Raw genomic sequence first — 26598 nt, 5'->3', positions numbered from 1 at the left:
GGTCTACGCTATTTAAAACAATTTTTACTAATTCATTCATTTAACGTATTACTCTCCTCTTTACATTAAAAAAAACTTATAGCCACTTCTATAAATCGAGAAGTGGCTATAAGTTTATTACCTTGATTATTGTAGAGACTTCATAGATTAAACTGTTTATTAAAACGCCCAGTTCCCTTTTCTAAACACAGGCTCGCTTGTACCGTCAGCTTTGATGCCGTCGATGTCCATTTCAGCTGAGCCAATCATGAAGTCAACGTGGGTGATGCTGTCGTTTGCTCCGTTTTGTGATAGCTCTTCTTTAGACATCGTTTTTCCGCCTTCTAAACAGAAGGAATACGAGCTGCCGATGGCTAAATGGTTGGATGCATTTTCGTCAAACAGCGTGTTATAGAAAATGATGTTTGACTGAGAAATTGGCGATTGATGCGGTACTAAGGCTACTTCTCCTAAGTATTTGGCACCTTCATCTGTTTCAATTAGGTGCTTTAACGTTTCTTTGCCTTCTTCTGCTTTTACATCCACAATTTTTCCGTTTTCAAATGTTAGCGTGAAGTTTTCAATTAAGTTTCCTGCGTAGCTAAGCGGTTTTGTGCTTGTTACTTGACCATTTACGCCGTCTTTTTTTGGGAGTGTAAATACTTCTTCTGTTGGCATATTGGCCATGAACGAGTTACCCTCTTCATTAACACTGCCTGCGCCCACCCAAATATGTTTGTCAGGAAGTTCAATTGTTAAATCTGTTCCTGGCGCTTTATAGTGAAGCTTAGAAAATCTCTTTTCATTTAAAATGTCTACTTTTGTATGTAATGAAGCATTATGCTCTTCCCATGCGGCCACTGGATCTTCTTGGTCTACGCGCACAGATTTAAAAATAGCTTCCCATAGTTTTTCTTGCTGCCGTTCTTCTGGAACATCAGGAAATACTTTAGCTGCCCAGTCTTTGGAAGGAACAGCTACGATGGACCAGCTAATTTTATCAGATTGGATCGCTTCACGGAATTTTTTCATTGCTTTTCCGCTTACTTTTTGGAACGCAGCAATACGTTTGCCGTCTACTCCTTTTAGTAAGTCAGGACCGCTTGAAATTACAGATAAAACAGCGCCTCCGTTTTTCACAAGCTCTTCTCTTGCCTGAGCTTTCCAAGCAGGAAATTCATTAAATACAGATTCATCCGCTTTTTCATATTTCAAACGAACTAAATGATCGTCATGCCAGTCTACATCAACAGACTTTGCTCCGGCTTCGTACGCTTTTTTCGCAATCTCACGAACAAAATCAGCGGAAGAAATATCAGCATTAATGTTTAATACTTGCCCTTTTTGAATGTTTACACCGACTTTTACAGCTAGCTCGGCGTACTTTTCAATATTGCGCTCAAACTGTTCCATAATTTATCTCCTTTACGTATATATTCTAACAACTTTATTGTATCATGAATAAAACATCAATTAAAAATCCTAGCCTATAGTTTACATAATATAATTACGTTATTTTACAGATTATTATATAGAAAAAGTTTGTTCTCTAAGAATCAGAACAAACTTTTGTCTTTCACAGATTCCGTTTTGTAGCCGAGCCGCTCCGAAATGCTCTTGCCTATATCAACCATGCGTTCTTGAAGGTACGTTAATCGCTCATTGGTCATACGCATCGTAGCACCGGAAATGCTGACTGCAGCAACGACTTGACCAAGGTGATCAAAAATAGGGGCTGCGATGCAGGTAATTCCGTATTCATTTTCTTCTAAATCCAGCGCATATCCCTTTTGCTTCACTTCTGAAAGTTCCCGGAGAAAGCTTTCTTCATCTGTAATGGTGTGATCGGTATGAGCTGGTAAGCCTTTTCTTTCAAGAATGCTTGTTACCGTGTTAAGCGGTAAAAAAGCTAGGATAGCTTTACCGACAGACGTACAGTGCATAGGCGCTCTTTTCCCCACTTTTGAGTGCATGCGCAGCGTCTGATTTCCTTCTAGCTTTTCAATATACACTACTTCACCTTGATCGTAGACAACAAGATGAATAACTTCATTTGTCTCACTTTCAAGTTCTTGCAAAAACGGCTTTGCTTCCGTTCGTAGATCAATAGAATCTAAAAGCTTTGAACTTACTTCTAAAAACTTATACCCAAGCTTGTACCGCCCGGTTTCTTGATCTTGTTCAATATAGCCATACTGAGCAAGAGTAGTTAGAATACGGTATACGGAGCTTTTATTAATGTCCATTTGCTTTGCAATTTCTGTGACTCCTACCCCTTCTCTTTCCATGCTGACAATTGTGACAATATCCAATGCCCGGCTTACAGACTTCACCATATTTTCTCGCTCCATTTTTCCTCTCTCCTCTATGTGTCGTTTTACTGCCGGGCATTTTTTATCACTTTTATACGTTTACACGTTCTTTCTCTGCAACAAACGGATTTTGGAGGGTCCCAATTTCTCGGATGGTGCATTCAATAATATCGTTTGTGCTCACCAGTTCCGCGCCGACCGGACTTCCTGTTAAAACCACATCTCCCGGCTTAAGGGTCATAACAGTAGAAAGGTAAGCAATCATTTCTCCAACGGAAATAATCATTAAATCTGTTGAGCTGTTTTGTTTTTCAACGCCATTTAAAAACGCTTTTACATGAATGGACTTAAAATCAAGCTCTGTTTCGATTACGGGGCCAAGAGGCGTAAATGAATCAAAGGATTTTCCAATGGTCCAGTGCCCGTCTTCATGAAAATAATCCGGAGCCGTTACATCGTTTCCAATTGTATACCCAAATATATAGTCCCGTACGTCTTCTTTTGCGATGTTCTTCGCTTCTTTTCCAATAATAACTGCAAGCTCAGATTCAAACTTAACGTGCTTAATAGCAGTTGGAATAACAATGTCTTCGTTTGGGCCAATCACAGAAGATGTGGGCTTAAAAAAGAAGACAGGAATAGAAGGCATTTCCTTTGGAAGCTCCGATTTTGCAGCTGCATAATTTGCGCCTATTCCAATAATTTGATTCGGCTCTAAAGGAGCCAAAAGCTTTACTTCATTTACTAAAAAAGTCTGTCCTGTATAGTTCCATTTCTCAAATATATTTCCTTCAATAACGCTGATCGTATCTTCTTTTAGTACACCTGTATGACGGCTATCTTGTACAGCGAACCTTACAAATTTCATGACATAGCTCCTTTTCCCATCTGCTTTGTTTTAATAAGGATCATAGGTAGTCAGGTTCTTAAGATGTAAGTACAGCCTGCCATTTCTATGCTGACAGGCCGTTTTTTTTACTGTTTTATAGCTGCTTTTGCCTTTGCTTCGATACGACGGCGGTGTAAAATGGGCTCCGTATAGCCGTTTGGCTGATCATAGCCTTGAAATACTAAATCGCAGGCTGCCTGAAAAGCAATGGATGCGCTGTAGTTCGATGACATTGGCTGATACAGAGGATCATTTTCATTTTGTTGATCCACTACTTTTGCCATTCGCTTTAGCGTTTCCGTTACTTGTTCTTTTGTACAAATCCCATGATGAAGCCAGTTGGCTACGTGCTGACTGGAAATACGAAGCGTTGCCCGGTCTTCCATTAGCCCTACATTATTAATATCCGGTACTTTTGAGCACCCTACTCCTTGGTCTACCCATCTTACTACATAGCCGAGTATTCCTTGAGCGTTGTTGTCTAGCTCCTGCTGGATTTCATCTTTGCTCCAATTTGGTTTTTCGGCCACAGGAATTTGCAAAATGTCATCTTGTAAATCAGTGGACTTAGTAAGCAATTCGTTTTGAACATCTCTTACATCAATTTGATGATAGTGAAGAGCATGAAGCGTTGCTGCGGTTGGTGAAGGCACCCATGCCGTATTCGCTCCTGCTTTTAAATGCCCCACTTTTTGCTTCAGCATTTCGGCCATCATATCCGGCATTGCCCACATTCCTTTTCCGATTTGAGCGCGGCCTTGGAACCCGCTTGCTAACCCTACATTTACATTAGACTGCTCGTAGCCTTGAAGCCATTTAGACGCCTTCATATCATTTTTACGAATAACAGCTCCTGCTTCCATAGAAGTGTGAATTTCGTCACCTGTTCGATCCAAAAATCCAGTATTAATAAACGCCACTCGGTCTTTTACTTCTTTGATGCACGCTTTTAAATTAAGCGTTGTGCGGCGCTCTTCGTCCATTACGCCAATTTTAATCGTATGACGCTCAAGCCCTAGCATATCTTCAATTGAATTAAATAACGTGTTGGCAAAAGCCACTTCTTTGGAGCCGTGCATTTTCGGTTTAACGATATAGATAGAGCTCTTTTTAGAATTTTGATACGTACCGTTTTTAAGCAAGGTGTGTTTGGCAATTAAACTAGTAATCACGCTGTCTAAAATACCTTCATAGATTTCGTTGCCATTTCGATCTAAAACAGCGCTGTTTGTCATTAAATGCCCAACGTTTCGAACAAACATAAGCGAACGGCCAGACAGTGAAATCTTTTCCTTGTGGGGAGAAATATAGGTACGGTCTGGATTTAAACGCCTTGTCATGTTTTGACTTCCTTTTTTAAAAGTAGACGTCAAATCACCTTTCATTAATCCCAGCCAGTTGCGGTAAACGTCTACTTTGTCTTCTGCGTCTACTGCCGCTACTGAATCTTCACAGTCCATGATTGTCGTAAGAGCTGCTTCCATTAAAATATCTTTTACACCCGCATCGTCTGTTTTACCAATCGAATCCGTACGATCAATTTGAACTTCAAAATGCAGGCCGTTGTTTTTGAATAAAAGAGCATCAGGGCTTTCTTCTTCCCCTTGATACCCTACAAATTTATCTTCTTCCTGTAACTCTGTTAAACTGCCATCGTTTAATTGAGCAACAAGCTTTCCATTTTCAAGACTGTACTGAACCACTTCTGCATGAGAAGACTGAACGAGCGGAATAACTTCATCAAGAAAATTCTTTGCAAACGCAATAACTTTTTCTCCTCGAATTGGATTATAAGAACTCGTGCGCGAAGCTCCATTTTCTTCACTGATTGCATCAGTGCCGTAAAGTGCATCATAGAGACTACCCCAGCGTGCATTAGCAGCGTTAATAGCATACCGAGCGTTATTCACTGGTACCACAAGCTGTGGTCCCGCTTGATAGGCAATTTCGCTGTCTACTCCTTCTGTACCAATAAGAAAATCTTCTGCCTTGTCTTCTAAATAGCCAATTCTCGTTAAAAACGATTTGTATTCGTTAAAGTCACCGTCAGGATTTTCTTGATGCCATGCATTAATTTGAGCTTGAAGCTGATCACGCTTTTCTAACAAACGTTTATTTACGGGGGTTAACTCAGTTACTAACGCTTCAAAATCAGACCAAAAATTTTCTGTACTTAGGCCGCTGCCCGGGAGAGCTTCCTCATTAATAAATTGATAGAGAACTGGAGCTACTTTCAGATTTCCAACTTGTTTGTAGTTTGTCACCGTCTGTTTCCTCCTCTTACTTCTTTACATTTTTAAATTTGGACGCGCTTTCAATTCTTTTTGCCAAAATGGTTAAGACGAACATATGCGGTGCTGTTTCTTATTACAAAACAGCGTTTTATTTTTGTTAAAAAAATCATATCATCGAGCGAATGTATTTTCAAGAATTTTCTAAAAATAACCCACTTTTTTCTTTTCTTTTTTGACTTCAGCGCAGCGGCTCGGACTTGGAAAAAGCTTTCCTGCATTTAATAGATTTTTAGGATTAAATACTTCTCGTATATTCGTTTGTGCTTGAATTTCATCTTCATTAAAAACAAATCGCATTTCTTCTTTTTTTTCAATGCCCACACCGTGTTCCCCGGTAATCGTTCCTCCTACTTCTGCACATACTTGCAAACATGCGCTTCCGGCTTCGAGTGCTTTTTCAGTTTCCCCTGGCTTTCTAGCATCAAATAATACAAGCGGATGCAAGTTCCCGTCTCCAGCGTGAAAAATATTGGCAATACGAAGGCCTGCTTCTTCGCTAATTTTGTTGATTCGCTTCAGCACTTGAGGCAGTTTACTTCTTGGAATAACGCCGTCTTGTACGAGGTAGTCAGGGGATATAGCTCCCATCGCTCCAAATCCTGTTTTGCGATTTGCCCACCACCTGGCGCGCTCTCCTTCACTTTCAGCTACTTTCACTTCCCGTACGTTTTGTTTTTTGCATACGTCTAAAATACGTATGATTTGCTCTTCGATACCGGCTGAAATGCCGTCTACTTCAATTAATAAAAGAGCTTCAATATCTCTAGGGTGTCCGACTGGAAACGCAGCAGCTTCCACTCCTTCAATGGCGGTTTTATCCATCATTTCAAGCGCAGCGGGCACAATGCCGGCTGATATAATGTCGGATACCGCTTGACTGCCGTCTTCTACGCGGTCGAAATAGGCAAGTACCGTTTGTTTGGCTTCGGGGTTTTTCAAAATGCGCACCGTAATTTTTGTAACGATTCCTAACGTCCCTTCTGATCCTGTTAAAAGTCCTAATAAATCATATCCCGGTTCATCTGGAATACCTTGCTTGCCAAGTTCAATCACATCTCCATTTGGAAGCACCACCTCTAGCCCTAAAATATGGTTGGTAGTTACGCCATATTTTAGACAGTGTGCCCCTCCCGCGTTTTCCGCTACATTTCCACCAATGGTGCAGCAATACTGACTCGAAGGATCGGGTGCATAATAATATCCTTTTTCAGAGATTGAATTAGTTAACTTAAGATTAATAAATCCGGGCTCTACAACGGCACGTCTGTTTTCATAGTCGACGCTAAGCAGCCGCTTCATTTTTACTAAACTAATAATCACTTCGTTATTAAGCGGAATCGCTCCTCCGCTCAGTCCTGTGCCTGCTCCTCTTGCAAGAAAAGGCAAGTCATGTTCATTGCAGTATTTAACAATGCTAGAAACTTCTTTCGTATTTTTAGGAAATAACACCGCTTTAGGCAAGTGTCTGTGAATAGTAAACCCATCGCAGTCGTACGCAAGTAAATCTTCTTTGTGATACAAAATAGAATGAGCATCTACTAGTTGAGAAAGATTTTTCACGTGAAGATCTTTTATTCTATTTTTCTTCAACACGATGCGCTTCCTCCTCTTCTTTTTGATAGGCCCACTCCAAAAGCTGTACCGTGTGAACAATTTGCTGACTTCGTCCATATTTTTTCACTCCTACTGCCATCTGCAGCATACATCCTGGGTTTCCCATTGAAATCATTTCTACGTCAGGGGGCACATTTTCCATTTTACTTTGAAGCACGGCTCCCGCCATGTCAGGGTTTGTTAAATTATAAATTCCTGCGCTTCCACAGCATCTGTCTGCGTTAGCCATATGAACCATTTCAACTCCCGGAATAGAAAGCAAAATATCTCTTGGTTCTTCTCTAACTCCTTGACCATGAGCTAAATGACAAGCGTCGTGATACGTAATGCGCGTATGCAGCTTCGCCTGCGGAGGGCGATATCCCGTATCGTGAAGGTATTTTGAAATATCCTGGACTTTTTTAGCAAAGACTTCGGCTTTTTCAAGCCACTCTTGCTCTTCTTCTCTAAATAGTTCAGGATACTCTTTTAACATGCAGCCGCATCCCGCAGCGTTTACAATAATGGTATCGGCATGCTGAAACGCCTCTATATTTTTTTTGGCAAGCTGCCTTCCCATGTCTCGGTCTCCTGCATGAACGTGCAAAGCACCACAGCACGTCTGAGAATGAGGAATAACAACGTCGTTTCCGTTTCTTCTTAATACATTAAGAGTCGCTTCGTTAATATCACTGAACATGACGTCCATAATGCAGCCCGTTAAAAAAGCAACTTCGGCTTTTCTTTCGGCTTTTGCTTTCAGAACGCGTTCTTTTTTATATTTTTTTCGAACAGAACGGGTAATTTTAGGCATTACATGTTCCATTTCTGCTAGATGTGTTGGCATCATATTTAACATGCCTGTTGTGCGAACCATTTTTTGCATCCCGCTTTTTTGATACAACTTTAATAGACTTCCTGCAGCTTCTAAGCGATGGGAATGAGGAAAAAGTTCCTTTAGAAAAAACTTGCTGATCATTCCTTTCCATCCCGTCAAAGGCATCGCCTGACGAATTTGGCCGCGAGCTTCTTCAATGAGTCCGCCAACGTCTACATTTGCAGGACAAGCAGTTGTACAGGCACGGCAGTCCAAACAAGCAAATACAGGATCTGTAAACTGTTCATTCACGCTTATCTTTCCTTCTGCTACCGATTTGATAAGGTGCACGCGTCCTCTTGGTGAATGCTGTTCTTGCCCCGTTATTTCGTAAGTAGGACAAGACTCCAAGCACATTCCGCAGTGTACACAATCCGCCCATTTTTTTTCGTCTGGCGCGTCTTTCCACAAATAATTGCTAACGCTTTGACATGGAGCATCTTTGATATCCGCTTTCGCTGAATTCACTTAGATTCCTCCTATAAATCGTTTATAGTTAAGCACATTTTTAGCGTCCACCTTTGCTTTAATTCCTGCTAGTAACGGAAAATGAGAAGGTTTTTCCCCCCACACATTTACTTTTTGACGCAGTATAAAAGGCAAATGTTTAACGACCACATATCCTCCGTACGTTTTAGCCGTTTCAGTAAATGAAGTGATAACGGAAAGAATGGCTTCTTCTGAGCCCTTTATGTAGACTGAGCAAAGACCGTGTCCAACTCCTCCATGTGCTTTTACCAGCATGGGAAGGGATGTTTTTAAAGCAGTACTTTTGTTTATCACGTCAAGTACATTCATATTTGGTACACCGACTTTTAAAGTGGCTTCCGTTTCCTCTTCGGAAGAACAGCATGCACCATTTGGACTAATGTTACTAAAAAATCCCCAAAATACCTCGGCTTCTTTTTCATGAAGCACTTTTAAAATCGTATCAGACGGCTGAATGCTTTTGATGTAATTCTCTTGATAATGAACGGAACTTTCCACATCTTCAAAGCTGATTACAAGCGTAAACAGATGCTGCCCTATTACATCTTCAGCTAGAGAAGGATTTAATAATTCCAAGGAAACGGGCTCTATCATGGAGTCTAAGACTTTGCTAACAAACGCATGAATTTCTTCGATATTGCCTGTTGAAAAAGAAAGAAAAAGAACGCTTTGATACTTGGGCAGCGGACGCAGCTTTAACGTTATTTCGGATATAACGCCGAGCGTTCCCATTGAACCAATAAACAGCTTATTCATATCATAGCCAGCCACGTTCTTGACGACTTTTCCCCCTGAACGAACAATGGTTCCATCTGAATATACGACTCTCATACCGATTACTGCATCTCGAGCTGATCCATAAGACAAGCGCTTTGGGCCACTTTCATTCGCTGCAATAACTCCGCCGATTGTAGCGTAGTCTCCTAGAGCTGGATCAAGTGAAACTTGCTGATTGTACGTTTTTAAATACGTTTGCAGCTCTCCAAACGGCGTACCAGCTTTTACAGTAACCGTCATATCGCCTACTGTATGTTCAACAATTCCGCTGTATTCAGTCAGCGAAAGCAAAAGATCTGCTGTGTCTATAAGCCCGCCAAAGCCTTTTTTGGTACCGTTCCCTTCAATGACGACTTTTTTTCCGTGTTCCGCCGCATACCTTAAAACGGCTGCTATTTCTTGTTCTGAAGTTGGCTTAACATGCACGGACCCGTTATTTCCAAGGAAGTGATTCATATGCTGTTCTTCAAGTGTGGAAGGATGAGATAAAATGGATTTTAAATGACCTGGAAGTTCTAACGTACTCAATAAATTGACTCCTCTCGTTTTGTAATAGCAAACAACGTTTCACTAATAACATACAGAAGTGCCATGTATAATACGACTGAAAGTAGTAGATTAATAAGAAGAATAATTAGTAGAATAGATGAAAAGATATATTTTAAGCGCTTACAATCATTTAATCACCTATTCTTGGGATTTTCAACCAGTATTTTCTTCTTATCAACAAAAAAATGTCCGTTCTTTAGAAAAAAAGTTTCTTTTAGTACTTGCCTATCACGAAAGTATTAGAATATAATGTAAGCGAATTCATTTTTACATAAGTCATCAGATGACCTTATCATCGTAGTTTTAATGGTTTCGTTTTACTAAATTCGTAGTTCACTAATTTGAAAATGAGGTGTTAGTTATGACATGGACACAGCAGTTCACTCCTGTAGGAAACAGCGTCATTTGGTCTTCATTAATCGCTTTGATTCCTATTCTTTACTTCTTTTGGGCTCTGGCTATTAAACGAATGAAAGGTTATATGGCTGGGATTACAACCTTACTGGTCGCACTTGCCGTTGCGATGCTTGCCTATAAAATGCCGGCTAGCATGGCTTTTATGTCAGCTAGTCAAGGAGCCGTATACGGTATACTGCCGATTGGATGGATTATCATTACGTCCGTTTTTCTTTACAAACTAACCGTCAAAACCGGTCAGTTTGATATTATTCGTACCTCTGTCGTATCTATTACAGAAGATCGCAGACTTCAAGCTTTGTTAGTTGCTTTTTCGTTTGGGGCTTTTCTTGAAGGTGCCGCTGGTTTTGGTGCACCTGTTGCGATTTCAGCAGCTTTGCTTGTAGGACTAGGTTTTAATCCGCTGTATGCCGCTGGCTTATGTTTATTAGCAAACACAGCACCCGTTGCTTTTGGTGCAATCGGTATTCCTATCACGGCTATGGAGGGTCCTACTGGAGTAGCGGCAATGGAAATCTCTAAAATGGTAGGCCGCCAGCTTCCTTTTATTTCTGTATTTATTCCGCTATATTTGGTTTTTGTAATGGCTGGATTTAAGAAAACAGTAGAAGTACTCCCTGCTATTTTAGTATCCGGCGTCTCTTTTGCTCTTACACAGTTTGTCAGCTCTAACTTTTTAGGACCTGAACTTCCCGATATTTTATCGGCACTCGTTTCACTTTTTGCGCTCGCTATTTTCTTAAAATTCTGGAAACCGAAAACAACGTTTCGCTTTCAATCTGAAAAAGCAGCACATGAAGTAGCTTCCGCTTCGGCTGAGCCAAGAGAAACTCAAGGTCAGCCCGCATTCACGGGGGCTCAAATTGCAAAGGCGTGGTCACCTTTTTTAATTTTAACGATCTTTATTTCTATATGGGGAATCCCTCAAATTAAAACCGCTTTGACGGGTCACTATGAAGGAGCTAACGCTTTTTTGAGCGCTATCAATTCCGTCGGACATTATTTAACGTTTATGCCAGAAGTACCTTGGTTAAATAATTTAATTTTAAATGGAAATGGAGAACTAATTGCTGCAGTGTATAAGTTAGAATTACTAGGCGCTGCGGGCACAGCTATCCTGTTGTCTGCTGTTGTCACAAAATTTATCGTCAACATCTCTTGGAAAGACTGGTTTATTACGTTTAACGAGACGTGCAAAGAATTAGCGCTGCCGCTTCTTACCATTATGTCCGTAGTTGCATTTGCTTACGTGACAAATGCTTCTGGAATGAGTACAACCTTAGGTCTGCTTTTAGCTAAAACAGGCGCGTTATTTCCCTTTTTCTCTCCTGTACTCGGCTGGCTTGGTGTTTTTATTACAGGATCAGATACATCAGCCAACTTATTGTTCGGCAACTTGCAAAAAATCACGGCTACGTCTATTGGAATGGATCCGCTTCTTGCGCTTGCAGCAAACTCTTCGGGCGGAGTAACCGGTAAAATGATTTCACCGCAGTCCATCGCCGTCGCCTGTGCTGCGGTTGGGCTGGCAGGAAAAGAATCCGATTTGCTTCGTTTTACGGTGAAGCACAGCTTATTTTTACTGCTGATTGTCTGCCTACTAACATTTTTACAATCCAATGTATTATCGTGGATGATTCCTTAATCAAAAAAGCTTCCGCAGCTAGAGGTGAACCTCTGCACGGAAGCCTTTTTCTTTTAGTTAAGATCGATTAATGGCATATACAACAAATAAAACTATGTCTAGCAAAATCATGACAACACCGACAAGCAGCCAGATGTTTCCTTGCGTCTTTTTCTCTCCTTCTTGCATTTCAAACGCTCGAATAGCAAATACAATTCCAAGGGTAAACACGAGAAAAAACAGCTGACGGTAATCAAAAAACGACAGTACGACAAAAATTAAAGTGAAAAACACCATAATCATTTCTAAGATCCGATAAGGCTGCTTTTGACATGCTAATAATAGTTTCATTTCTTGACCTACTTTCATCCCGTTTTTAATAGCGTTATTTTACTATTAATTTTAAATGAGATGTTAGTGTTTTGTGTATTGTTCACTGTTTTGTAACAAAGGTTTCTATGTAAAAAAGATAGCCGTAGGAATGTTCTATGGCTATCTTACCTTGTATTGGCATGTGGTATGCCAGATAATATAAAAAATCTTATGTTAAAGAACGATCCGGGCGTACTCCAAACCATAGTATAATAGCTACAATAATTGGGAGGATACTAACTAGTAAAGCTCCTTCCCATCCAATAGTTTCAGCAAGCCATCCGCACAGAATAGGTGATAAAAATGCTCCAATATTTCCCCATAAGTTCATCCACCCCGAAACAGACCCTGAATACTCATTTCCTAAGTCAACTGCTGCTGCCCATGATGTCACGACAGGAAATCCGAGCGAACCTAAAGCAAGGGTTAACCATAAGACATTCATCCAAGGTGTAGTTGCATAGGCTGCCAGATACATGGAGATAGAAAAAACAACCAATCCGCCAATAGCTAAAGCACCGCGTGCAAACATTTTAGATTTCCCTTTCTTTAACAATGAATCCGAAAGTGCCCCGCCAGTCATAACCGTGATAAAAATGCATAGCCACGGTAAACTTGCTGCGAATCCCATGCTGCTGAGAGAAAATTGACGCGCTTCTAGTAAATAAGTGGGAAGCCATACAAGGAAAAAAGTTACAATATATAATACAACGAAGTACTGTAGACCTAAAGCCCAGAAGCGTCCATTTTTCAAAAACTTTCCCCATGGGGCCGTTTGCTTAGATTTTTTTTGAACAGTTCGATTCTCTATAATGTATGAAAGCTCTTCTTTGCTAATCCACGAATGTTCTTCTGGGCGATTTCTGCCTATTGCATACCAAACGAATGCAACAAGTAACCCTATTAAAGCAAAAATATAAAACACAGCTTTCCAGCCGAGAGATTGATAAATTGCAACGGTTACAATGGGAGCGATAACAGGTCCAAAATAAGAACCAGCAAGCAGTGCACTTGCAGCTCTTCCTTTTTCTTGCTTTGGGAACCAGTACGTATTAAATACTGCGTTTCCTGGATACATGGGACCTTCTCCAACTCCAAACAAAAACCGAACAAGTCCGATTAAGCCGTGTGACTTTACTAAAGCCGTTAAGCCTGTGAATATAGACCACCAAACTAAAGCATAGAAAACAATTTTACGAGCGCCGAACTTCTCGGCCAGCAATCCAGCTGGTATTTGAGACAAGGCGTACCCTAGTGAAAATAAAGAGGCTAGCATGCCAAACTGAACTTTATTCATATTTAAATCTTCCATCATTGGCTTAGCAATAATGGCGATGTTAGAGCGATCCATGTAAGCAATTAAACCAATTAAAAAGAATAAAAGTGCTAACCACCAACGCAGCCCTACGACCTTTCTCGACTGTGTTTTGTCAGATGAATTTGCTTCATAAACTGGTTGCCCCATTTACTTTCCTCCTCAATATTTTTGAAAATTCTGTATTTTTAATATAAATCTAACCGTTGATCAGTGATAACTGGAATATGTTCTCGAACATTTTTCACCTTCTCTAAGTCAACTTCAATAATATATATATCTTCTTCTTGAGACCCCTCCAACAGAATTTCACCTAATGGATCTATTACCATTGAATTTCCTGGAAAAGGAGTTCCTTCACTTTCCCCGCAGCGATTCACAGCTATAACAAAACATTGATTTTCAATTGCTCTTGCAATTAATAGGCTTCTCCAATGATCTACTCGCGCTGTTGGCCATTGTGCAACGTTAATTAACATTTGGGCGCCATCATTTACTAACTTTCGAGACAGCTGCGGAAAGCGCAAGTCGTAACATATCATAGTACCTATTTTTATATCTTGATAAGAAAACAGCCCAAACCGATTTCCTGCTTTTAAAAATTTATCTTCATCCATCAAACGAAATAAGTGGATTTTATCGTACTCCAGTACTTGTTCTCCTTGTCCATTGAAAACTAGCATAGTATTGGTTACTTCCTGTCTGTGGGATTGACAATTTAAAATGCTTCCACCAACAACCGTTACATTATGCTCTTTAGCAAATGAGGATAACAGTTCTTTTGTGAGTACACCGTTTCTATCTCCTAACTCTTGTGCACGCTCTAAAGCATAGCCTGTATTCCACATTTTATATCTGGCTTTTCTTTCATTGCCTTGGACATAAGCGTTTTAACATGCTGATAGTTCCAATCTGGTTCACCAATTTGAACATCTAATTGAATGAGCGCAATCTTCATACTCTCACCTCTTGTATAGCAATTGAATAACTGCTTTCAATCTTTCGGTTTAACACCGGATCAGCAAGCTCATATTCAAATTCACTCCCATATACAAAGCCTTCTAATGTTGGAACTGTTCCTGAAAAAATGACTGTATTTGAGATATCTTTATAACCAAATCCCTCTAATTTATTGAGAAGATCATTAACACTGAGCAGAGAAGTTAGGTCATGTTCCTGGTATTTTCGTCTCCCTTGTTCATCTGTAATCCAAGATCGTAAATATAGCTGATCCCAATGATTTTGAACGTCTTCTAAACGCCAAAACTTAGTCGCAAGAGGCTTAGGACAAGATTCTTTTGAAAGTTGAATATCTTCAATTTCGAGAAATCGATCCGTATGGTCACTTCCAAGGGTAATTAGCCATTCTGCTCCATTATGAAATAAAACATATTCTGCTTCCCCCGACGTTTCTTTTCTTGCAACGTTAATTGCTTGTTCAAAAGACAGATTAGATAGTTGCATTGGATAAACAGCTGGTATAGTTGACGGCGGTGCGACACCAATTTCCGCCAACTCGTCAATGTGCTCCTGAACTTTTTTAAGATCTCTACCACCATAGCCAACAACAAGAACAGCTTTTATATGAATGTCTTCCTCTTTTATTCCCTTTTCTACACTTTCCACATAAACGGTTACTTTTTTCATTTACTGACATCTCCTTCTTTATTTTTTAGACTGGCGAGTACAGCTTCTCGAGTAAGATCAATATGATTAAGTACAGCTTTCTTTGCTTTGTCGACGTCTTTTTCTTTTAAACAATCAATAATAGCTGAATGTTCTTTTAACGTCTCTTCTATTCGATTAGGTAAGTAAGAAGCGCTAATTCCAAACCAGCGCATTTGGTCACTGACAGTTTGCACTAGATTAACTAATCTTCTATTTCCACTTAATTCTGCTAAAAAGATATGAAAGTCTTTATCTGTAGAAATAAATAGTTTATTTTCTTTTTGGAGTCTTACCTGCTGCTGATAAAGCTGTTCAATCATTGAAATTTGTTCCTCTGAGATTATCGGAATAAGTAGCTCTACTACCAACACCTCTAAACCACGTCTAATTTGAATGACTTCTTCTACATCTTTTGCGGTAATACTGCTCACTAGCGTTCCTTTTCTCGGAATTGATGTAACCCACCCTTCTAATTCTAGAAGCGGGATAGCTTCACGAATTGGCGTACGGCTGATTCCTAATTCTTCACTTAATTTTCTTTCATACAAGACTTCTCCAGGAGCAATGGTATGATCGATAATAGCGTTTTTAATTCCTTCATACGCCTGCTGCTTTAGTGATAACGGCTGTGTTAATTTTGATAAACTCATAATTTTATCTCCTTTGATTCTTTTGGCATGTGGCATGCCAGTTACTTCTTATTTTTAGTATATACATGAAAGAATCTCTTTACAACATATTTGTCAGAAAATTTAACAAACTTGTTTCTGCATTAAAAAAGCGTACGTTAGCTAAACGCACGCTTCTCCTTTTATTCATTTACATTTGGATTCATTGGATTATCCATCCCTGTTTTATCTTGAATTTTTTTATAGATAAAATACGTGTAGACGGCAATTAAAATGGAGAATGCCCACGTAACGGCTTGACGGAATACAATCATGTTCCCGTACCCTTCTACTCCGTACTTTTGAATCAATACGTATTTTACAATTGCTAAAAATACATAGCGACCTGCGAACAGTACTGTAAGCCAGTTCATCATCTTGAATAAATCAGGCTGGTGGAAGAGCTTAAGAGAATCTTCTCGCTTATAGCCCATTAAGTACGCCGTATCTACAAAAAAGTACAAACCAATTGGCTTTTTTATCACAATGGTAAAAAGGACAACTACAGCCAGTCCAATCATAAAGTATACTTGATTGTTTAACATCGTCGCTGCGTTTCCTGAAATTAAATCAATAATGGTACGTGCCAGCAGCGTAATGACAATAAACAATCCTGTTACGTTAAACTGGCGATCTTTAATAAATGTATAAATGGTATACACAAACGCTGGTGCTGTTGAAAGCAAAATGGCATAGTAATCACCAATAATATCTTTTCCCTGATTCCATATTAGGTAAGGAATAGCGATATAAAAAAGTAAATCAAACCATACTCGTTTTGTATTGTTCATATATAACTCCTTTAAAAACGTTGTTCCTGCTATTATATGGGATACTACGCAAGAAAAAAAGGCTTTTACCTGGAATGTTATGAAATTTTAATCATTTATGTTTAGATCCAAAGCGACAGGGAAAACGATTTCTAGAAAGACTTCAAGAATTATAAACATCGAAACACTTGAGCAGCAATACATGTGCCACAAGTGAAAAATGCTGAAAGGATTGATTCATTATCGCACTTCACCTAACGTACACGTCAGAAATGGAAAAGGCCATGCAGCTTTCTCACGGCGTGGGGTATGCTGAATATAGCCGTAAACTAGACAAACGTCTACAGGTGGAAAAAGAACGGGAAAAAGATTATCAGGCTAGCAAAGATATACTTCGTGATATTAACCAGCATCGATAATAAAAAGCCGCTTGCTACTCTTGGTAGCAAGCGGCTTTTTATTTACAAATGAACCAAAATTATACATAATAAGGAAGTGCGTGTATCAAAGAAAGGAACTTACTTATTATGATGGAAAAATTACTGATTATTTGTGTATTTGTAGGAATTATTCACATGATTGAAACACTAGCCTACTCTGTGAGACTCGCGGGCTTGAAAACTGGAAAACTAGTCGTGGCCCTATCTCTTTTTAATATTATTGTCATCGTTTCAAGAACAGCTAATATGGTGCAAGCTCCGCTGACCGGCAAATTAGGAGATGCGGTCCAGTCTAAAGAAGATTTGTCCCTTCTACTTCATCAGCTTCAAACTATCTTGCTCGCGGCCTCTATTGGGACAATCGCAGGTGCTCTTTTAATTCCTAGCTTTGTATCAATCTTCTCTCGCATGATTTCACACTTAGAAGTAGCAGGATCTGTACCCAAAATGATGAAAAACATTACTTCCATACATACCCTTGAGAAAGCAAAAAAACACGTGAAGCGTCCTAGGTGGATTATGCTGTCTCAGCTGCGAATAGGCGGAGTGCCCAAGCGATTGCTTCTTTTAAATTTAATGGCTACGACCATTTATACAGTAGGTGTTCTTTCCACTCTTTATGCTTCTACGCTCGAGCCTACTCTTTCTAAATCGATTCTGATGTCTTCTGGTCTTATTAACGGACTAGCGATGATTACCCTTGCTGTGTTTGTAGATCCGCAAGTAGCCATTTTAACTGAAAAGGTAATGAAAGGTGAATCTACTAAGCAATCTATGAACAAAATGGTTGGTACACTCGTCATCTCTCGATTATGCGGGACAGTATGTGCCCAGGTTCTCTTAGTCCCTGCTGCTCTTTATATCGCTTGGATTTGCAAATTAATTCCCTAGAAAAAAGACTTCGTTTCAGAAGTCTTTTTATACATATTCTACTTTTTTGTATCTATAAACAGCAGCAATTAAAAGAAGAAAACAGCTCACTAATGTAACAACTACGGTATAGGTGACACTTTGTGACCAGTGCAATTGTTCAAGTATACGACCGGCGTATTGTGACAGCGCCGCAGGACTCCACTTTAATTGATTCGTAAACAAAGTACTTAAAAATGAAAGTGACGCAATAATCAAAATGCTTACTCCAGCAATTCCTCCGCTTTGTAAAAGAAAGGTTCCAGCTGCCACTAGCACGGACAAGATAAAAATCAGCCACAGGCTGTATAAAAGAAAGCTAACTATCATATGAGTCCAATCCACATGTGAAAATAAAAGGTTTGTATAATACCACGCTGCTATATAGCTTATAAACATTGAGCCAATAACCAGTACGATTTGCGCAGCCCATTTACTCATAATGTATTGAATGACGCTCACCGGTCTCATCATAACAAGTACAGCCGCATGATTTTGTCGTTCATTTGAAATCATATTCATGCTTGCTAGTACAATCAATAAGATTCCTATTGTGCTATATTGTGAAAGGACACCTTGCAATACTTCTTGACCGGTGGGCGTAGGAAGTTGAATAATGGCTCCTTTTGGCAAATTTCCTGCCATGTTAATGATTTGTGGCATATAATAATTCGTTAAAGGCTGTGTGATGCCTAGCAAAATTAGAGAGATGGGCAGCCAAATTGCTTTGCCGTTCGCAAATAATTCATGCAGCTCCTTTTTAAATAAGACTCCAAATATATTCATTTATTCATCACCTCTAGATACACATCTTCGAGAGAATGCTGTTTTCGTTCAAATAAAACAAGATTTGCTTGTTGATCAACAAGCAGTTGAAGCAGCAGCTGCTGCTGAGATGTATCTTTTACACTTACAGTGGCTTTATAAGGAGAATGAAACAGCACCTGTTCACTTGGCAGACTGCTAAATGATGCAGGGAGCCTTTCTTCTGTTTCAATCGTAAAAGCAGGATCCGCAAACTCTTGGCGCAGCGAACTCTTTGTTCCATTCCATTTCATGCGTCCGTTTTTAATCATAATCATGTTATCGCATATTTGTTCCGCATCATGCAAAATGTGAGTTGAAAAAAGGATGGTCGTATCTTTTTTTAATGTTTCGATAATCATTAGGACATCTTTTCTGCCTTCAGGATCCAAAGCCGAAACGGGTTCATCTAAAATTAGCAGTTCAGGTTTATGTAACAAGGCTTGTGCTAAGCCCAAACGTTGTTTCATTCCTCCAGAAAAGCCTGCAATTTTCTGCTTTTCCTTTCCTTTTAAACCTACCGTTTCAAGTACTTCATCTATTCGTTGAGAAAGCACATTTTTTGAAATGTTAGATAAAAGGCCTAAAAAAGTTAAATACTGCTGAGGCGTCATCCAATTAAAAAACGTAGGATGCTGCGGCAGAAAGCCAATAAATGATCGTACGTCTTGATGCTGTTTATCTTCAAAAGAAATTTTCCCTTTATTAGGTGCAGTAAGACCTGCAATCATATGCAAAGTAGTCGTCTTACCTGCACCATTAGGGCCTAACAATGCTGCACATTTTCCTTTATCGAGATTAAATGAAAGGTTATCTACAACGGTTATATTACGGTACGTTTTTGTCAGTCCTTCTACTTGCATAAACATCTTCGCTCCACCTCACTGTTTTTTACGTCCTAAAACAAAATATAAAACGGGACCGACTGTACTTACACATAAAATGATGAGTCCCCATAACCATTTTGGTCCGTTTGTCTCTTCTTACTTTATGCAGCTTATTAACGCTGGAATCATTAAAAGCAATTGTAAGAATAGAATTGGAGCAATTAACAACCAGTTAATGTCCTTCATTTACATCCCCCTTTTTTTTCGTGCTGGAAGCCAAATAATAAAAAACCAATAAAAAAGCGTTGGCATTGGAATTTGAATCAGTCCCCATATTCCCCAAAACCATGGATGGGCGCCGCGTTTTTTTGCATTGATAAAAAGTAGAAAGCTTTGAAGAAGGAGAAATGGTGAAATAAACAGCACAATAATCCATTTTTCATTCATTATAAAAACATCTCCTTTTTTCGTTTATAGTGAAAAACGATAAAAGAAAGAGGCGCAACAATGATGCCAATTACCTCAATGGCGATAAATAAGGCAGGTATTTGTAAAATAGCCGTTGCCACTACCGTTAAAATAACAAGTGCTGTTAATGTAAATAAGCATAACTCTTTCCGGAAAGCTTTTTTCTGCTTTTGTTTTTGAATGAGAAGCTGTTCTTGAATTGCATGAAGAGAAATACGTTCATGACTTGCTAAACTCTCTAGCTGCTCCCAATCTTTTTTTAAAGAATGTAAGGACTGATTGTCATTTTCTTCCCTCATTCTTTCCACTCCTTTCTCAGTATATTTACTCCTTTATTTACTCTTGATTTGACCGTTCCTGCTCGCATATTCAGCATATGGGCAATCTCATCGTATGTATATCCGTAATAATGTCGAAGCAAGACAGGAATTCGAAAGCGCGAATCGAGTTCATTAAAATCGGAAAACATCTCGCTCCACTCCACTCCTTTGTATTTAGCTTTCCACTGAAGCTGATGCGATAAAGCCTGCTTTATTCGCTGAAGACTGCTTTTTTCACGTTTTTGCTTACGCAAATAATCCATGTACAGTCTTGAAGCAATGGATATCATCCAAGTCGAAAACTTTGCTTCATTTTTGTATGAAGAAAGATTCACGTAACACTTCATCATTGCTTCCTGACACAATTCACTGCATAAGTCCTCATCTAATGTCAGCTTTAAAAGGTATTTATATAAAAATGAATGATAGCGCTGAAATAATAATGAAAAGGCATCATCATCACCTTGTAATGCTTTTTGGACAAGGATGAAATCATCTTGTTCCAAAGCGGTCACCCCTCCTTTTTGTTTCATCACCTATATGACGCTTGAGCGATTGAAATCGTTCATTTTTTATATAAAAAAAACGCCCCGCAGGACGTTTTTATTTAGTACGAAGCATTTTTAATCCTTCTTCATCTTCTTCTAATGAATAGACTTCATCGTTTTTAGCGAATAAAACACCGTGGAAGATTTGAATATCATCATCACAGGCTTCACAAAATTCCTTTTCGCCTTCGTTCCAAAAGCTAAAGAGCGCTAGTTCATCACTTCGCACGCTTGCGTATTTTTGATGAAATTCATAAATCATCATCGCGTAGTAGCGAAGCGCTTCTTCTTTTTTTTCAAATTCAATGGTTTCAATAATATCTTTTTCCCAGCCTTCTAAAAACAGCCAAGGTTCACAATCACTTTTTATTTTATGAACTCTCCATTTATCTGTCATGATTGAACATCTCCTTACTTACAGCTTACTTCTAAAAATTCTCTTTTCCTTATTATTCAGCAAAAATAACTTTGAATCAAGTAAAACGGAAAAAAACGCCTATTTTTAGGAAATAGGCGCTAACAAGTTGGCTTAATCTGAACTTCTTTTTTATATTAGTAATAGCCCCTTAAACTATAAGGAACTAAACTGCCCGTATAATACTGGGTAACAGGAGGGAAAACGCCGGCTGAAGGCGTGATTTTCCCCCACCAAGATGGTTTTTTGCCCCACCAGTTATCCATCGCTCCATCAGGTGACACGACAAATCCAATTGGACGTGCAAAAGAAGGCATAAAATACGGATAAAACGAATACTGAAAAGGCGTGTAGAAAGAAGAGTAAAACATCTCTTTCCTTATCCGTTTCCGAAGCCGTTTTGGTCAGAACCATCCGGATCGAGCGTATTTGTATTAGAAAGTCCCGAATTTGTATTTACACAAATTCCTGTATTTGAAGACCCTGAACCTTGCGCAGTTTTACTGTTACTTTTTGGAGAAACATAGTACGTGTCGCCAAATGTAACGACTCCTCCTGTAACATTTGGAATCACTACATGATTAATAACAATCGGCATTATCCTCACCCTTTTTATTTTCATCGTGATGTAATATATGAATGATTTATCAAAAGGGTTATAAATTAATGGATATAAATAAAAAATCCCCCTGCAGAGTGGGGTATTTTTACGCTTTTACCTCTTTTTTAGAATGACTTAATTCATCTCGAAGAATATCAAAATCTCGTTCTGCTACTTCTTCAATTTTAGTATACAACTCATTCTCTGTTAGAAGTCCTTTTTCTTCAAGTATTTCGACAAGAGCCTTAAACTTTATTCTAGATAAAAGCATTTCGTTGACCGTGCTCTCTGTTGGACGTTCATTTTTCACTTGTTCTTTTTCTTTAACAGGTTCTTGCTGCAGCTTCACTCTGAAAACAATATTTGTATGATCTGTAATTTCAGGTGACTGATAAAATGTGCTATGCGAAATGTTTTTTAGTGTTAGCGTTTCTTTTGTCTCCATATTTGTTACTTCAAAGTACGGATCCTCAAAAAATGCATCATATTTATCATAAGCTGCTTTGCCTACAACCGAAAAAGAAAAGTTTAGCCTTTTCAACTCTTCACCTGTATTCGCATCAGTAATCATTTTTTCTTCAAACATATCAACGTGAAAATTTACGTTATTAATCATTAGTTGTGTCAATTCAATCGCCTCCTTCTTTATTAATACGACATGGAGTGACAAGTTCCCTGTTTTTTTATATAAAAAAACATCTCCCAAAAATGGGGATGTTTTTCAAAGAGCTAGAAAAATGCTTTTTTTAGCTCTACAATTCTTCTTCTGCTTTGTCGTATTTGCGTTCGTGCGCCGTATCTTCTTCGTTATCACGAATGGTTTTTTGAAGCACAAAAGCGGACATCGTTAAGTATAATGTTCCAACAGCATAATAACCTTTTACCGGTAATGATGCATCTAAGGTATAAATTCCTATAAACATAGCTAATAGTGCTGTAATAAAAGCTGTCCATGCTAAAAATGTAAAAGCTGCTGTATTACGCTTTTTCATCGTATGACCTCCTCTTTTCCTTTTTCTGTTAAGCGTCGCTTTCATTTTACATTGTAAAATAATTGTTGTCATGGGTATTTATAGTCAGTTACCCTTTTAATCAGAACAAGAAACGGAAGAATTTAGGTCTTACATCCTATTTTTATCATAAAGCTTTTTTTCGAAATGATGAGATATATGGAATTTCTCTTTAAAAGTATGTTCATTCGTTTTCATTAAGAAAAGCTCCATTTAATTATTGCAATAAAAAAATCATCGCCGAGACGATGATTTTTTTGTTTAGCCTTCAAAGTATTCTTTATAAAAGCCGCCGACTTGGCCAGTGTTATCAACAACAAAATAAAATTCTTCTGTTTCGTTTTTTACATCATATGTTTTTCCTGCTGTTAAAACATTTTCAACCACGAATTTTTTTGCATCTGTATGTATGCATTTTACTTGTTTAATTGTTGGACGATCGTTCCATTCTAAATGAATCATGTATGTACACTCCTTTGTTTTCATTCAAGATTCATTTTATCTTACTTGAAGTAAAAAAGAAACGGAGCGAATTTAAAAATTAAAAAATTCGCTCATGCACTTTTTTTTTGGCAACTGTTGCTTGTACAAACTGTGCCGTTTGTGCAACAATTGTGTCTTTATCAAAATCCATCGACGCAACATGGTAAGAGTTTCGAAGCATGTGCTGTCTTTTTTCTGCTGATTGAATATGGTTTAAGATATAAGCTGAATTCTCAGGCGGTACTACGTTATCAACGGTTGATGTTAGTACTAAAGCCGGGCACGTTACATAAGGTAAGCGTTCTTTTGTTTCGTCCATTAAAGAAAGCAGCTCACGCATAGAGCGCACTGGTACTTTGTCGTACGTAATTTCATGTACGTTTGGATCCTTAATATCAGGATGATCTTCTTTTAAATAACGAGGCGTATGACGAGAGCGGTAAGGCTCCATTGAAGGAATGGACGTCATAGCCGGATTGATTGCAATAACTCCGTCAAGATCTAATCCTTGGCTTGCTGTATGAAAGGTGAGAGTGCCTCCCATGGACTGACCCAAGATAAATACATGACGGCATTCTTGCTTCAAACGCTGATACCCATTTAAAAAGTCTTGCTTCCATTCCTCGTACGTTGTTTGTTCAATATCATAGTAGTGAGTACCATGTCCCGTTAGTCGCAAACCGTACACAGTAAAACCTTTTTCAGCTAATTCTTTTCCGATATATTCCATACTTTGAGGAGTCCCCATAAATCCGTGAGAAACAAGTATACCAATGTCGTTGCCTTTATAATAAAAAGATTCTGCGCCTTGAATTACGTCATAACGTTCCATTTTCTTCACCCTTTATCACAAATTTTCTGACTAAATGAACTATCTTTATAATACACCTATAATTCCTATAAGTCAACTGGGGTATTTATTTTTTTACGATTCAAAAAGAACGAAGCAAGAATTATCTCTTGCTTCGTTCTTTTTGAATATGTGGAAATACTAGCTCAGCAAACGTATACGCTTCTTCTAGATGCGGGTAGCCTGATAAAATAAACGTATCAATTCCTAGCTCTTTGTATTCTTTTAAACGATCCGCTACAATTTCAGGACTTCCAACAAGAGCGGTTCCAGCTCCTTCTCGTGCTAAGCCAATTCCAGCCCATAGATTCGGAGCAATCTCCAGTGCACTTCGATCTTTTGTGCCGCTGTGCAAACTTGACTGTGTTTTTTGGGCAGTGGAGTCAAATGAGGCAAACTTATCTTGAAACGCTTTGATCGTATCATCATTAACATGTTTAATTAATTTATCTGCAGATTCCCACGCTTCGTCTTCCGATTCTCTTACAATAACGTGGAGGCGAATACCAAAACGAATGTCCCTACCTTCGTTTGCAGCTTTTTCTTTCATCTCATCAATTTTTGTTTTAATCACTGCAGGTGGCTCTCCCCATAACAAATATACATCTGCATGCTTTGCTCCTACTTCTTTTCCTGCTGGAGAAGATCCGCCAAAGTACAGCGGAGGATACGGTTTTTGGACAGGAGGCGATGGAATGTACGCGCCTGTTACATCAACATGTTCTCCTTTATAATTCACTTTTTTTCCTGCCATTACATCTCGCCAAATCGTTAAAAATTCATCTGTTAACTCATAGCGTTTATCATGACTTAAATAGTTACCGTACGTTGCTTGCTCCACGGGATCTCCTCCCGTCACAATATTTAACATAAGTCGGCCGTTTGACATTTGATCGAATGTCGAAGCCATCCGTGCTGAAAGTGTGGGAGACATGACACCTGGGCGAAGTGCAATTAAAAACTTCAGTCGATTCGTAACGGAAGCAAGTGCCGATGCAATCACCCATGAATCTTCACAATTTGAACCAGTAGGCAATAAAGCGCCGTCATATCCTAGATAATCCAGCCCGTGTGCGATTTGCTTTAAGTAGTGAATGTCACTTGTTCTGCTTCCTTCGGTTGTGCCTAGATAATGTCCGTCGCCTGCTGTAGGGAAAAACCATAAGATGTTCATTTCCATTTCCTCCTAAATATTCTCGTATTCTATATAAAGCGTTTTCATATTGTTTGTTCAATTCTTGTCCGCTAATTACAGAGATGCATTTTTATATTAGCGTATGTAATACAACTCTTTTTATTTATTAAATTAGTAAAATCATAATACCTCTTTAACCTATATGTCAAGTGTGAATTGAAATAAAAAAAACAAGAATTAAAAGTAATTCTTGTTCGCTTTATTTCCTCATACGTGAGGCCATTGCATTAGCAAGGGTTGATTTTGTTGATATATTTTCAAACGATAAACCTAAATGAGAAGCGGTAATTGCGATTTCAGGACGTACCCCAGAGATCGTTGATTCTACGCCTATTAATTTTAAGGCATCAATCAGCTGGAAAATCTGATGAGCAACCATCGTATCAACAATAACTACTCCTGAAATATCAATATAAAGGTGATTCACTTGCTGTTCAGCACAGCGAGTTAACGTATTCTCTAAAATTCGTCGCGCTCTTGCTGTGTCGATATCCCCAACAAGCGGAAGAATCGCAATATGATCGCTCAATGGAATAACTGGGGAACTCAGTTCGTTAATCAGCTCTTTGTGTGCTTCAAGCAACCGTCTTGAATGCTGATGGTGCTCTTCAACAAATTTATAAACGGTGATATCAAACACGCGTACAATCAATTCGTTCCATTCGTCTAGTTCTTCTTGCGTAATATCTTGGTCATACGCTTCTACAAATTGATTTAAATATGTTAAATACTGTTTTCTAACTCGGAAAAATTCTCGAATAATATAATGAATAGGCGTTCTTACATGCTCTCCGTCTTCCGCAATCTTTAAAATCCACGTTTCAAATGAATCAAAAAATTCTTTTTCACTTTTTATAAATACATCGGCTATGTATAAATGAAATTCATTATTTTGACCTTTTAATACTGAAATGACTTCCGGATGAGTAGATGCATAAACCGATTCTGGGTCATTGTCTTCAAGGCTTTCATACCATTCTTCCGTTAGTTGATCTGCATGTTTTAAGAAAAACATTCGAAGTGCTTCGTTTTTATTCAAAACAATTCCCCTTTCCATACGAGCTACTACTATCATTATAATTCAACTTTTTCCCCCTTACTAGTTTTATAAAAAGAGGAGAAAGAAAATTTTTAA

At 38.7% G+C, this 26598-nt stretch carries 29 protein-coding genes and 2 pseudogenes; 3 read left to right on the top strand and 28 right to left on the bottom strand.

The window, feature by feature from the left end; genetic code table 11:
* Positions 1-159: 159 nt before the first annotated feature.
* From ACXAE4_RS13260 to ACXAE4_RS13230, 7 genes are all read right to left on the bottom strand, one after another.
* Entirely contained in the window at positions 160-1392 is a 1233-nt protein-coding gene (locus tag ACXAE4_RS13260; RefSeq protein WP_475236181.1) for an aminopeptidase, read from the bottom strand.
* Between the two features lie 143 nt (positions 1393-1535).
* Positions 1536-2330 (bottom strand): IclR family transcriptional regulator, encoded by a 795-nt coding sequence (locus ACXAE4_RS13255; RefSeq protein WP_475236178.1) that lies wholly within the window; start codon positions 2328-2330, stop codon positions 1536-1538.
* Between the two features lie 52 nt (positions 2331-2382).
* Complete coding sequence (locus tag ACXAE4_RS13250; RefSeq protein ID WP_154973677.1) at positions 2383-3159, bottom strand: fumarylacetoacetate hydrolase family protein; 777 nt, start codon at positions 3157-3159, stop codon at positions 2383-2385.
* A 107-nt stretch (positions 3160-3266) separates the two neighbouring features.
* Positions 3267-5444: a malate synthase G gene (locus ACXAE4_RS13245; RefSeq protein WP_028412896.1), complete on the bottom strand. Its 2178-nt coding sequence runs from the start codon at positions 5442-5444 to the stop codon at positions 3267-3269.
* 171 nt (positions 5445-5615) lie between these two features.
* Positions 5616-7067: an FAD-linked oxidase C-terminal domain-containing protein gene (locus ACXAE4_RS13240; protein WP_028412895.1), complete on the bottom strand. Its 1452-nt coding sequence runs from the start codon at positions 7065-7067 to the stop codon at positions 5616-5618.
* The gene (locus tag ACXAE4_RS13235; RefSeq protein ID WP_028414362.1) at positions 7051-8412 is read right to left on the bottom strand and encodes a (Fe-S)-binding protein; all 1362 of its coding nucleotides are present in this window, start codon (positions 8410-8412) and stop codon (positions 7051-7053) included. Before ACXAE4_RS13235 ends, ACXAE4_RS13240 begins: the two co-directional genes overlap by 17 nt.
* Complete coding sequence (locus ACXAE4_RS13230) at positions 8413-9738, bottom strand: FAD-binding oxidoreductase (RefSeq protein ID WP_028412894.1); 1326 nt, start codon at positions 9736-9738, stop codon at positions 8413-8415.
* Positions 9739-10120: 382 nt separating this feature from the next.
* On the opposite strand from ACXAE4_RS13230, the gene ACXAE4_RS13225 reads away from it, so the two are divergent.
* On the top strand, positions 10121-11821 hold the full coding sequence (locus ACXAE4_RS13225) for an L-lactate permease (RefSeq protein WP_028412893.1): 1701 nt from the start codon (positions 10121-10123) through the stop codon (positions 11819-11821).
* Positions 11822-11878: 57 nt separating this feature from the next.
* Here the strand turns inward: ACXAE4_RS13225 and ACXAE4_RS13220 are convergent, their stop codons facing one another.
* The 6 genes and pseudogenes from ACXAE4_RS13220 to ACXAE4_RS13195 form a co-directional block, all read right to left on the bottom strand.
* Positions 11879-12151 (bottom strand): hypothetical protein, encoded by a 273-nt coding sequence (locus ACXAE4_RS13220; protein ID WP_223260190.1) that lies wholly within the window; start codon positions 12149-12151, stop codon positions 11879-11881.
* A 190-nt stretch (positions 12152-12341) separates the two neighbouring features.
* Positions 12342-13637: an MFS transporter gene (locus ACXAE4_RS13215; RefSeq protein WP_051418554.1), complete on the bottom strand. Its 1296-nt coding sequence runs from the start codon at positions 13635-13637 to the stop codon at positions 12342-12344.
* Between the two features lie 38 nt (positions 13638-13675).
* Positions 13676-14445, bottom strand: a pseudogene (locus tag ACXAE4_RS13210) (carbon-nitrogen family hydrolase).
* The gene (locus ACXAE4_RS13205; protein ID WP_289577945.1) at positions 14442-15134 is read right to left on the bottom strand and encodes a DUF2848 family protein; all 693 of its coding nucleotides are present in this window, start codon (positions 15132-15134) and stop codon (positions 14442-14444) included. The pseudogene ACXAE4_RS13210 and the gene ACXAE4_RS13205 overlap by 4 nt, the downstream one beginning before the upstream one ends.
* Positions 15131-15805, bottom strand: coding sequence for a GntR family transcriptional regulator (locus tag ACXAE4_RS13200; protein WP_289577946.1), 675 nt, complete (start codon positions 15803-15805; stop codon positions 15131-15133). The genes ACXAE4_RS13205 and ACXAE4_RS13200 overlap by 4 nt, the downstream gene beginning before the upstream one ends.
* A 161-nt stretch (positions 15806-15966) precedes the next feature.
* Entirely contained in the window at positions 15967-16614 is a 648-nt protein-coding gene (locus ACXAE4_RS13195) for a VC0807 family protein (RefSeq protein WP_013057564.1), read from the bottom strand.
* Positions 16615-16865: 251 nt separating this feature from the next.
* Here ACXAE4_RS13195 and ACXAE4_RS13190 point away from each other — a divergent pair, with 251 nt between their 5' ends.
* Both ACXAE4_RS13190 and ACXAE4_RS13185 read left to right on the top strand, forming a co-directional pair.
* Positions 16866-17012: a YuzK family famiily protein gene (locus ACXAE4_RS13190; protein ID WP_014459567.1), complete on the top strand. Its 147-nt coding sequence runs from the start codon at positions 16866-16868 to the stop codon at positions 17010-17012.
* A gap of 108 nt (positions 17013-17120) precedes the next feature.
* Positions 17121-17924 carry a lipid II flippase Amj family protein gene (locus ACXAE4_RS13185; RefSeq protein ID WP_289577948.1) on the top strand — a complete coding sequence of 268 codons (804 nt, stop codon included), beginning with the start codon at positions 17121-17123 and terminating at the stop codon, positions 17922-17924.
* Between the two features lie 27 nt (positions 17925-17951).
* On the opposite strand, the gene ACXAE4_RS13180 is transcribed toward ACXAE4_RS13185, so the two are convergent.
* From ACXAE4_RS13180 to ACXAE4_RS13110, 15 genes and pseudogenes are all read right to left on the bottom strand, one after another.
* Positions 17952-18728, bottom strand: coding sequence for an ABC transporter permease (locus ACXAE4_RS13180; protein WP_289577949.1), 777 nt, complete (start codon positions 18726-18728; stop codon positions 17952-17954).
* The gene (locus tag ACXAE4_RS13175; protein WP_048019062.1) at positions 18725-19615 is read right to left on the bottom strand and encodes an ABC transporter ATP-binding protein; all 891 of its coding nucleotides are present in this window, start codon (positions 19613-19615) and stop codon (positions 18725-18727) included. The genes ACXAE4_RS13180 and ACXAE4_RS13175 overlap by 4 nt, the downstream gene beginning before the upstream one ends.
* Positions 19616-19627: 12 nt before the next feature.
* Positions 19628-19819 (bottom strand): annotated as a pseudogene (locus tag ACXAE4_RS13170) (PLD nuclease N-terminal domain-containing protein).
* The gene (locus ACXAE4_RS13165; RefSeq protein WP_033579387.1) at positions 19820-20020 is read right to left on the bottom strand and encodes a hypothetical protein; all 201 of its coding nucleotides are present in this window, start codon (positions 20018-20020) and stop codon (positions 19820-19822) included. It lies immediately after the preceding pseudogene.
* Complete coding sequence (locus tag ACXAE4_RS13160) at positions 20020-20340, bottom strand: YxlC family protein (RefSeq protein ID WP_033579388.1); 321 nt, start codon at positions 20338-20340, stop codon at positions 20020-20022. The genes ACXAE4_RS13165 and ACXAE4_RS13160 overlap by 1 nt, the downstream gene beginning before the upstream one ends.
* A complete protein-coding gene (sigY, locus tag ACXAE4_RS13155) occupies positions 20337-20894 on the bottom strand; it encodes an RNA polymerase sigma factor SigY (RefSeq protein ID WP_232217030.1) in 558 nt (185 codons plus the stop codon). The genes ACXAE4_RS13160 and sigY overlap by 4 nt, the downstream gene beginning before the upstream one ends.
* Before the next feature lie 70 nt (positions 20895-20964).
* A complete protein-coding gene (locus ACXAE4_RS13150) occupies positions 20965-21306 on the bottom strand; it encodes a DUF1033 family protein (RefSeq protein ID WP_475236169.1) in 342 nt (113 codons plus the stop codon).
* Positions 21307-21461: 155 nt separating this feature from the next.
* A complete protein-coding gene (locus tag ACXAE4_RS13145; RefSeq protein ID WP_028412882.1) occupies positions 21462-21695 on the bottom strand; it encodes a hypothetical protein in 234 nt (77 codons plus the stop codon).
* A gap of 8 nt (positions 21696-21703) precedes the next feature.
* Entirely contained in the window at positions 21704-21922 is a 219-nt protein-coding gene (locus ACXAE4_RS13140) for a spore germination protein (protein ID WP_013083687.1), read from the bottom strand.
* Positions 21923-22031: 109 nt separating this feature from the next.
* Positions 22032-22553 carry a hypothetical protein gene (locus ACXAE4_RS13135; RefSeq protein WP_028412881.1) on the bottom strand — a complete coding sequence of 174 codons (522 nt, stop codon included), beginning with the start codon at positions 22551-22553 and terminating at the stop codon, positions 22032-22034.
* Between the two features lie 124 nt (positions 22554-22677).
* Positions 22678-22917 carry a YiaA/YiaB family inner membrane protein gene (locus ACXAE4_RS13130; RefSeq protein WP_013057577.1) on the bottom strand — a complete coding sequence of 80 codons (240 nt, stop codon included), beginning with the start codon at positions 22915-22917 and terminating at the stop codon, positions 22678-22680.
* A 279-nt stretch (positions 22918-23196) separates the two neighbouring features.
* Entirely contained in the window at positions 23197-23397 is a 201-nt protein-coding gene (locus ACXAE4_RS13125) for a DUF6501 family protein (protein ID WP_013057578.1), read from the bottom strand.
* A 79-nt stretch (positions 23398-23476) separates the two neighbouring features.
* Positions 23477-24250, bottom strand: coding sequence for an alpha/beta hydrolase (locus ACXAE4_RS13120; protein ID WP_115654222.1), 774 nt, complete (start codon positions 24248-24250; stop codon positions 23477-23479).
* Positions 24251-24371: 121 nt separating this feature from the next.
* Positions 24372-25442, bottom strand: coding sequence for an FMNH2-dependent alkanesulfonate monooxygenase (ssuD, locus tag ACXAE4_RS13115; protein WP_140451444.1), 1071 nt, complete (start codon positions 25440-25442; stop codon positions 24372-24374).
* Positions 25443-25662: 220 nt separating this feature from the next.
* Positions 25663-26538, bottom strand: a complete 876-nt coding sequence (locus ACXAE4_RS13110) for an STAS domain-containing protein (RefSeq protein ID WP_049165233.1) — start codon at positions 26536-26538, stop codon at positions 25663-25665.
* Positions 26539-26598 lie beyond the last annotated feature (60 nt).

The sequence above is a fragment of the Priestia sp. ABM2_011 genome, from assembly GCF_056158845.1.
Note: the sequence above shows the minus strand (reverse complement) of the source record. Positions and strands in the feature narration are given on the sequence as shown.

What these genes read in the sequence shown, in the direction of transcription:
- ACXAE4_RS13260 (WP_475236181.1), bottom strand. Translation starts at nt 1,392, where the DNA reads ATGGAACAGTTTGAGCGCAATATTGAAAAGTACGCCGAGCTAGCTGTA.
- ACXAE4_RS13255 (WP_475236178.1), bottom strand. Translation starts at nt 2,330, where the DNA reads ATGGAGCGAGAAAATATGGTGAAGTCTGTAAGCCGGGCATTGGATATT.
- ACXAE4_RS13250 (WP_154973677.1), bottom strand. Translation starts at nt 3,159, where the DNA reads ATGAAATTTGTAAGGTTCGCTGTACAAGATAGCCGTCATACAGGTGTA.
- ACXAE4_RS13225 (WP_028412893.1), top strand. Translation starts at nt 10,121, where the DNA reads ATGACATGGACACAGCAGTTCACTCCTGTAGGAAACAGCGTCATTTGG.
- ACXAE4_RS13220 (WP_223260190.1), bottom strand. Translation starts at nt 12,151, where the DNA reads ATGAAACTATTATTAGCATGTCAAAAGCAGCCTTATCGGATCTTAGAA.
- ACXAE4_RS13215 (WP_051418554.1), bottom strand. Translation starts at nt 13,637, where the DNA reads ATGGGGCAACCAGTTTATGAAGCAAATTCATCTGACAAAACACAGTCG.
- ACXAE4_RS13205 (WP_289577945.1), bottom strand. Translation starts at nt 15,134, where the DNA reads ATGAAAAAAGTAACCGTTTATGTGGAAAGTGTAGAAAAGGGAATAAAA.
- ACXAE4_RS13200 (WP_289577946.1), bottom strand. Translation starts at nt 15,805, where the DNA reads ATGAGTTTATCAAAATTAACACAGCCGTTATCACTAAAGCAGCAGGCG.
- ACXAE4_RS13195 (WP_013057564.1), bottom strand. Translation starts at nt 16,614, where the DNA reads ATGAACAATACAAAACGAGTATGGTTTGATTTACTTTTTTATATCGCT.
- ACXAE4_RS13190 (WP_014459567.1), top strand. Translation starts at nt 16,866, where the DNA reads ATGGAAAAGGCCATGCAGCTTTCTCACGGCGTGGGGTATGCTGAATAT.
- ACXAE4_RS13185 (WP_289577948.1), top strand. Translation starts at nt 17,121, where the DNA reads ATGATGGAAAAATTACTGATTATTTGTGTATTTGTAGGAATTATTCAC.
- ACXAE4_RS13180 (WP_289577949.1), bottom strand. Translation starts at nt 18,728, where the DNA reads ATGAATATATTTGGAGTCTTATTTAAAAAGGAGCTGCATGAATTATTT.
- ACXAE4_RS13175 (WP_048019062.1), bottom strand. Translation starts at nt 19,615, where the DNA reads ATGTTTATGCAAGTAGAAGGACTGACAAAAACGTACCGTAATATAACC.
- ACXAE4_RS13165 (WP_033579387.1), bottom strand. Translation starts at nt 20,020, where the DNA reads ATGAATGAAAAATGGATTATTGTGCTGTTTATTTCACCATTTCTCCTT.
- ACXAE4_RS13160 (WP_033579388.1), bottom strand. Translation starts at nt 20,340, where the DNA reads ATGAGGGAAGAAAATGACAATCAGTCCTTACATTCTTTAAAAAAAGAT.
- sigY (WP_232217030.1), bottom strand. Translation starts at nt 20,894, where the DNA reads ATGAAACAAAAAGGAGGGGTGACCGCTTTGGAACAAGATGATTTCATC.
- ACXAE4_RS13150 (WP_475236169.1), bottom strand. Translation starts at nt 21,306, where the DNA reads ATGACAGATAAATGGAGAGTTCATAAAATAAAAAGTGATTGTGAACCT.
- ACXAE4_RS13145 (WP_028412882.1), bottom strand. Translation starts at nt 21,695, where the DNA reads ATGTTTTACTCTTCTTTCTACACGCCTTTTCAGTATTCGTTTTATCCG.
- ACXAE4_RS13140 (WP_013083687.1), bottom strand. Translation starts at nt 21,922, where the DNA reads ATGCCGATTGTTATTAATCATGTAGTGATTCCAAATGTTACAGGAGGA.
- ACXAE4_RS13130 (WP_013057577.1), bottom strand. Translation starts at nt 22,917, where the DNA reads ATGAAAAAGCGTAATACAGCAGCTTTTACATTTTTAGCATGGACAGCT.
- ACXAE4_RS13125 (WP_013057578.1), bottom strand. Translation starts at nt 23,397, where the DNA reads ATGATTCATTTAGAATGGAACGATCGTCCAACAATTAAACAAGTAAAA.
- ACXAE4_RS13120 (WP_115654222.1), bottom strand. Translation starts at nt 24,250, where the DNA reads ATGGAACGTTATGACGTAATTCAAGGCGCAGAATCTTTTTATTATAAA.
- ssuD (WP_140451444.1), bottom strand. Translation starts at nt 25,442, where the DNA reads ATGAACATCTTATGGTTTTTCCCTACAGCAGGCGACGGACATTATCTA.
- ACXAE4_RS13110 (WP_049165233.1), bottom strand. Translation starts at nt 26,538, where the DNA reads ATGATAGTAGTAGCTCGTATGGAAAGGGGAATTGTTTTGAATAAAAAC.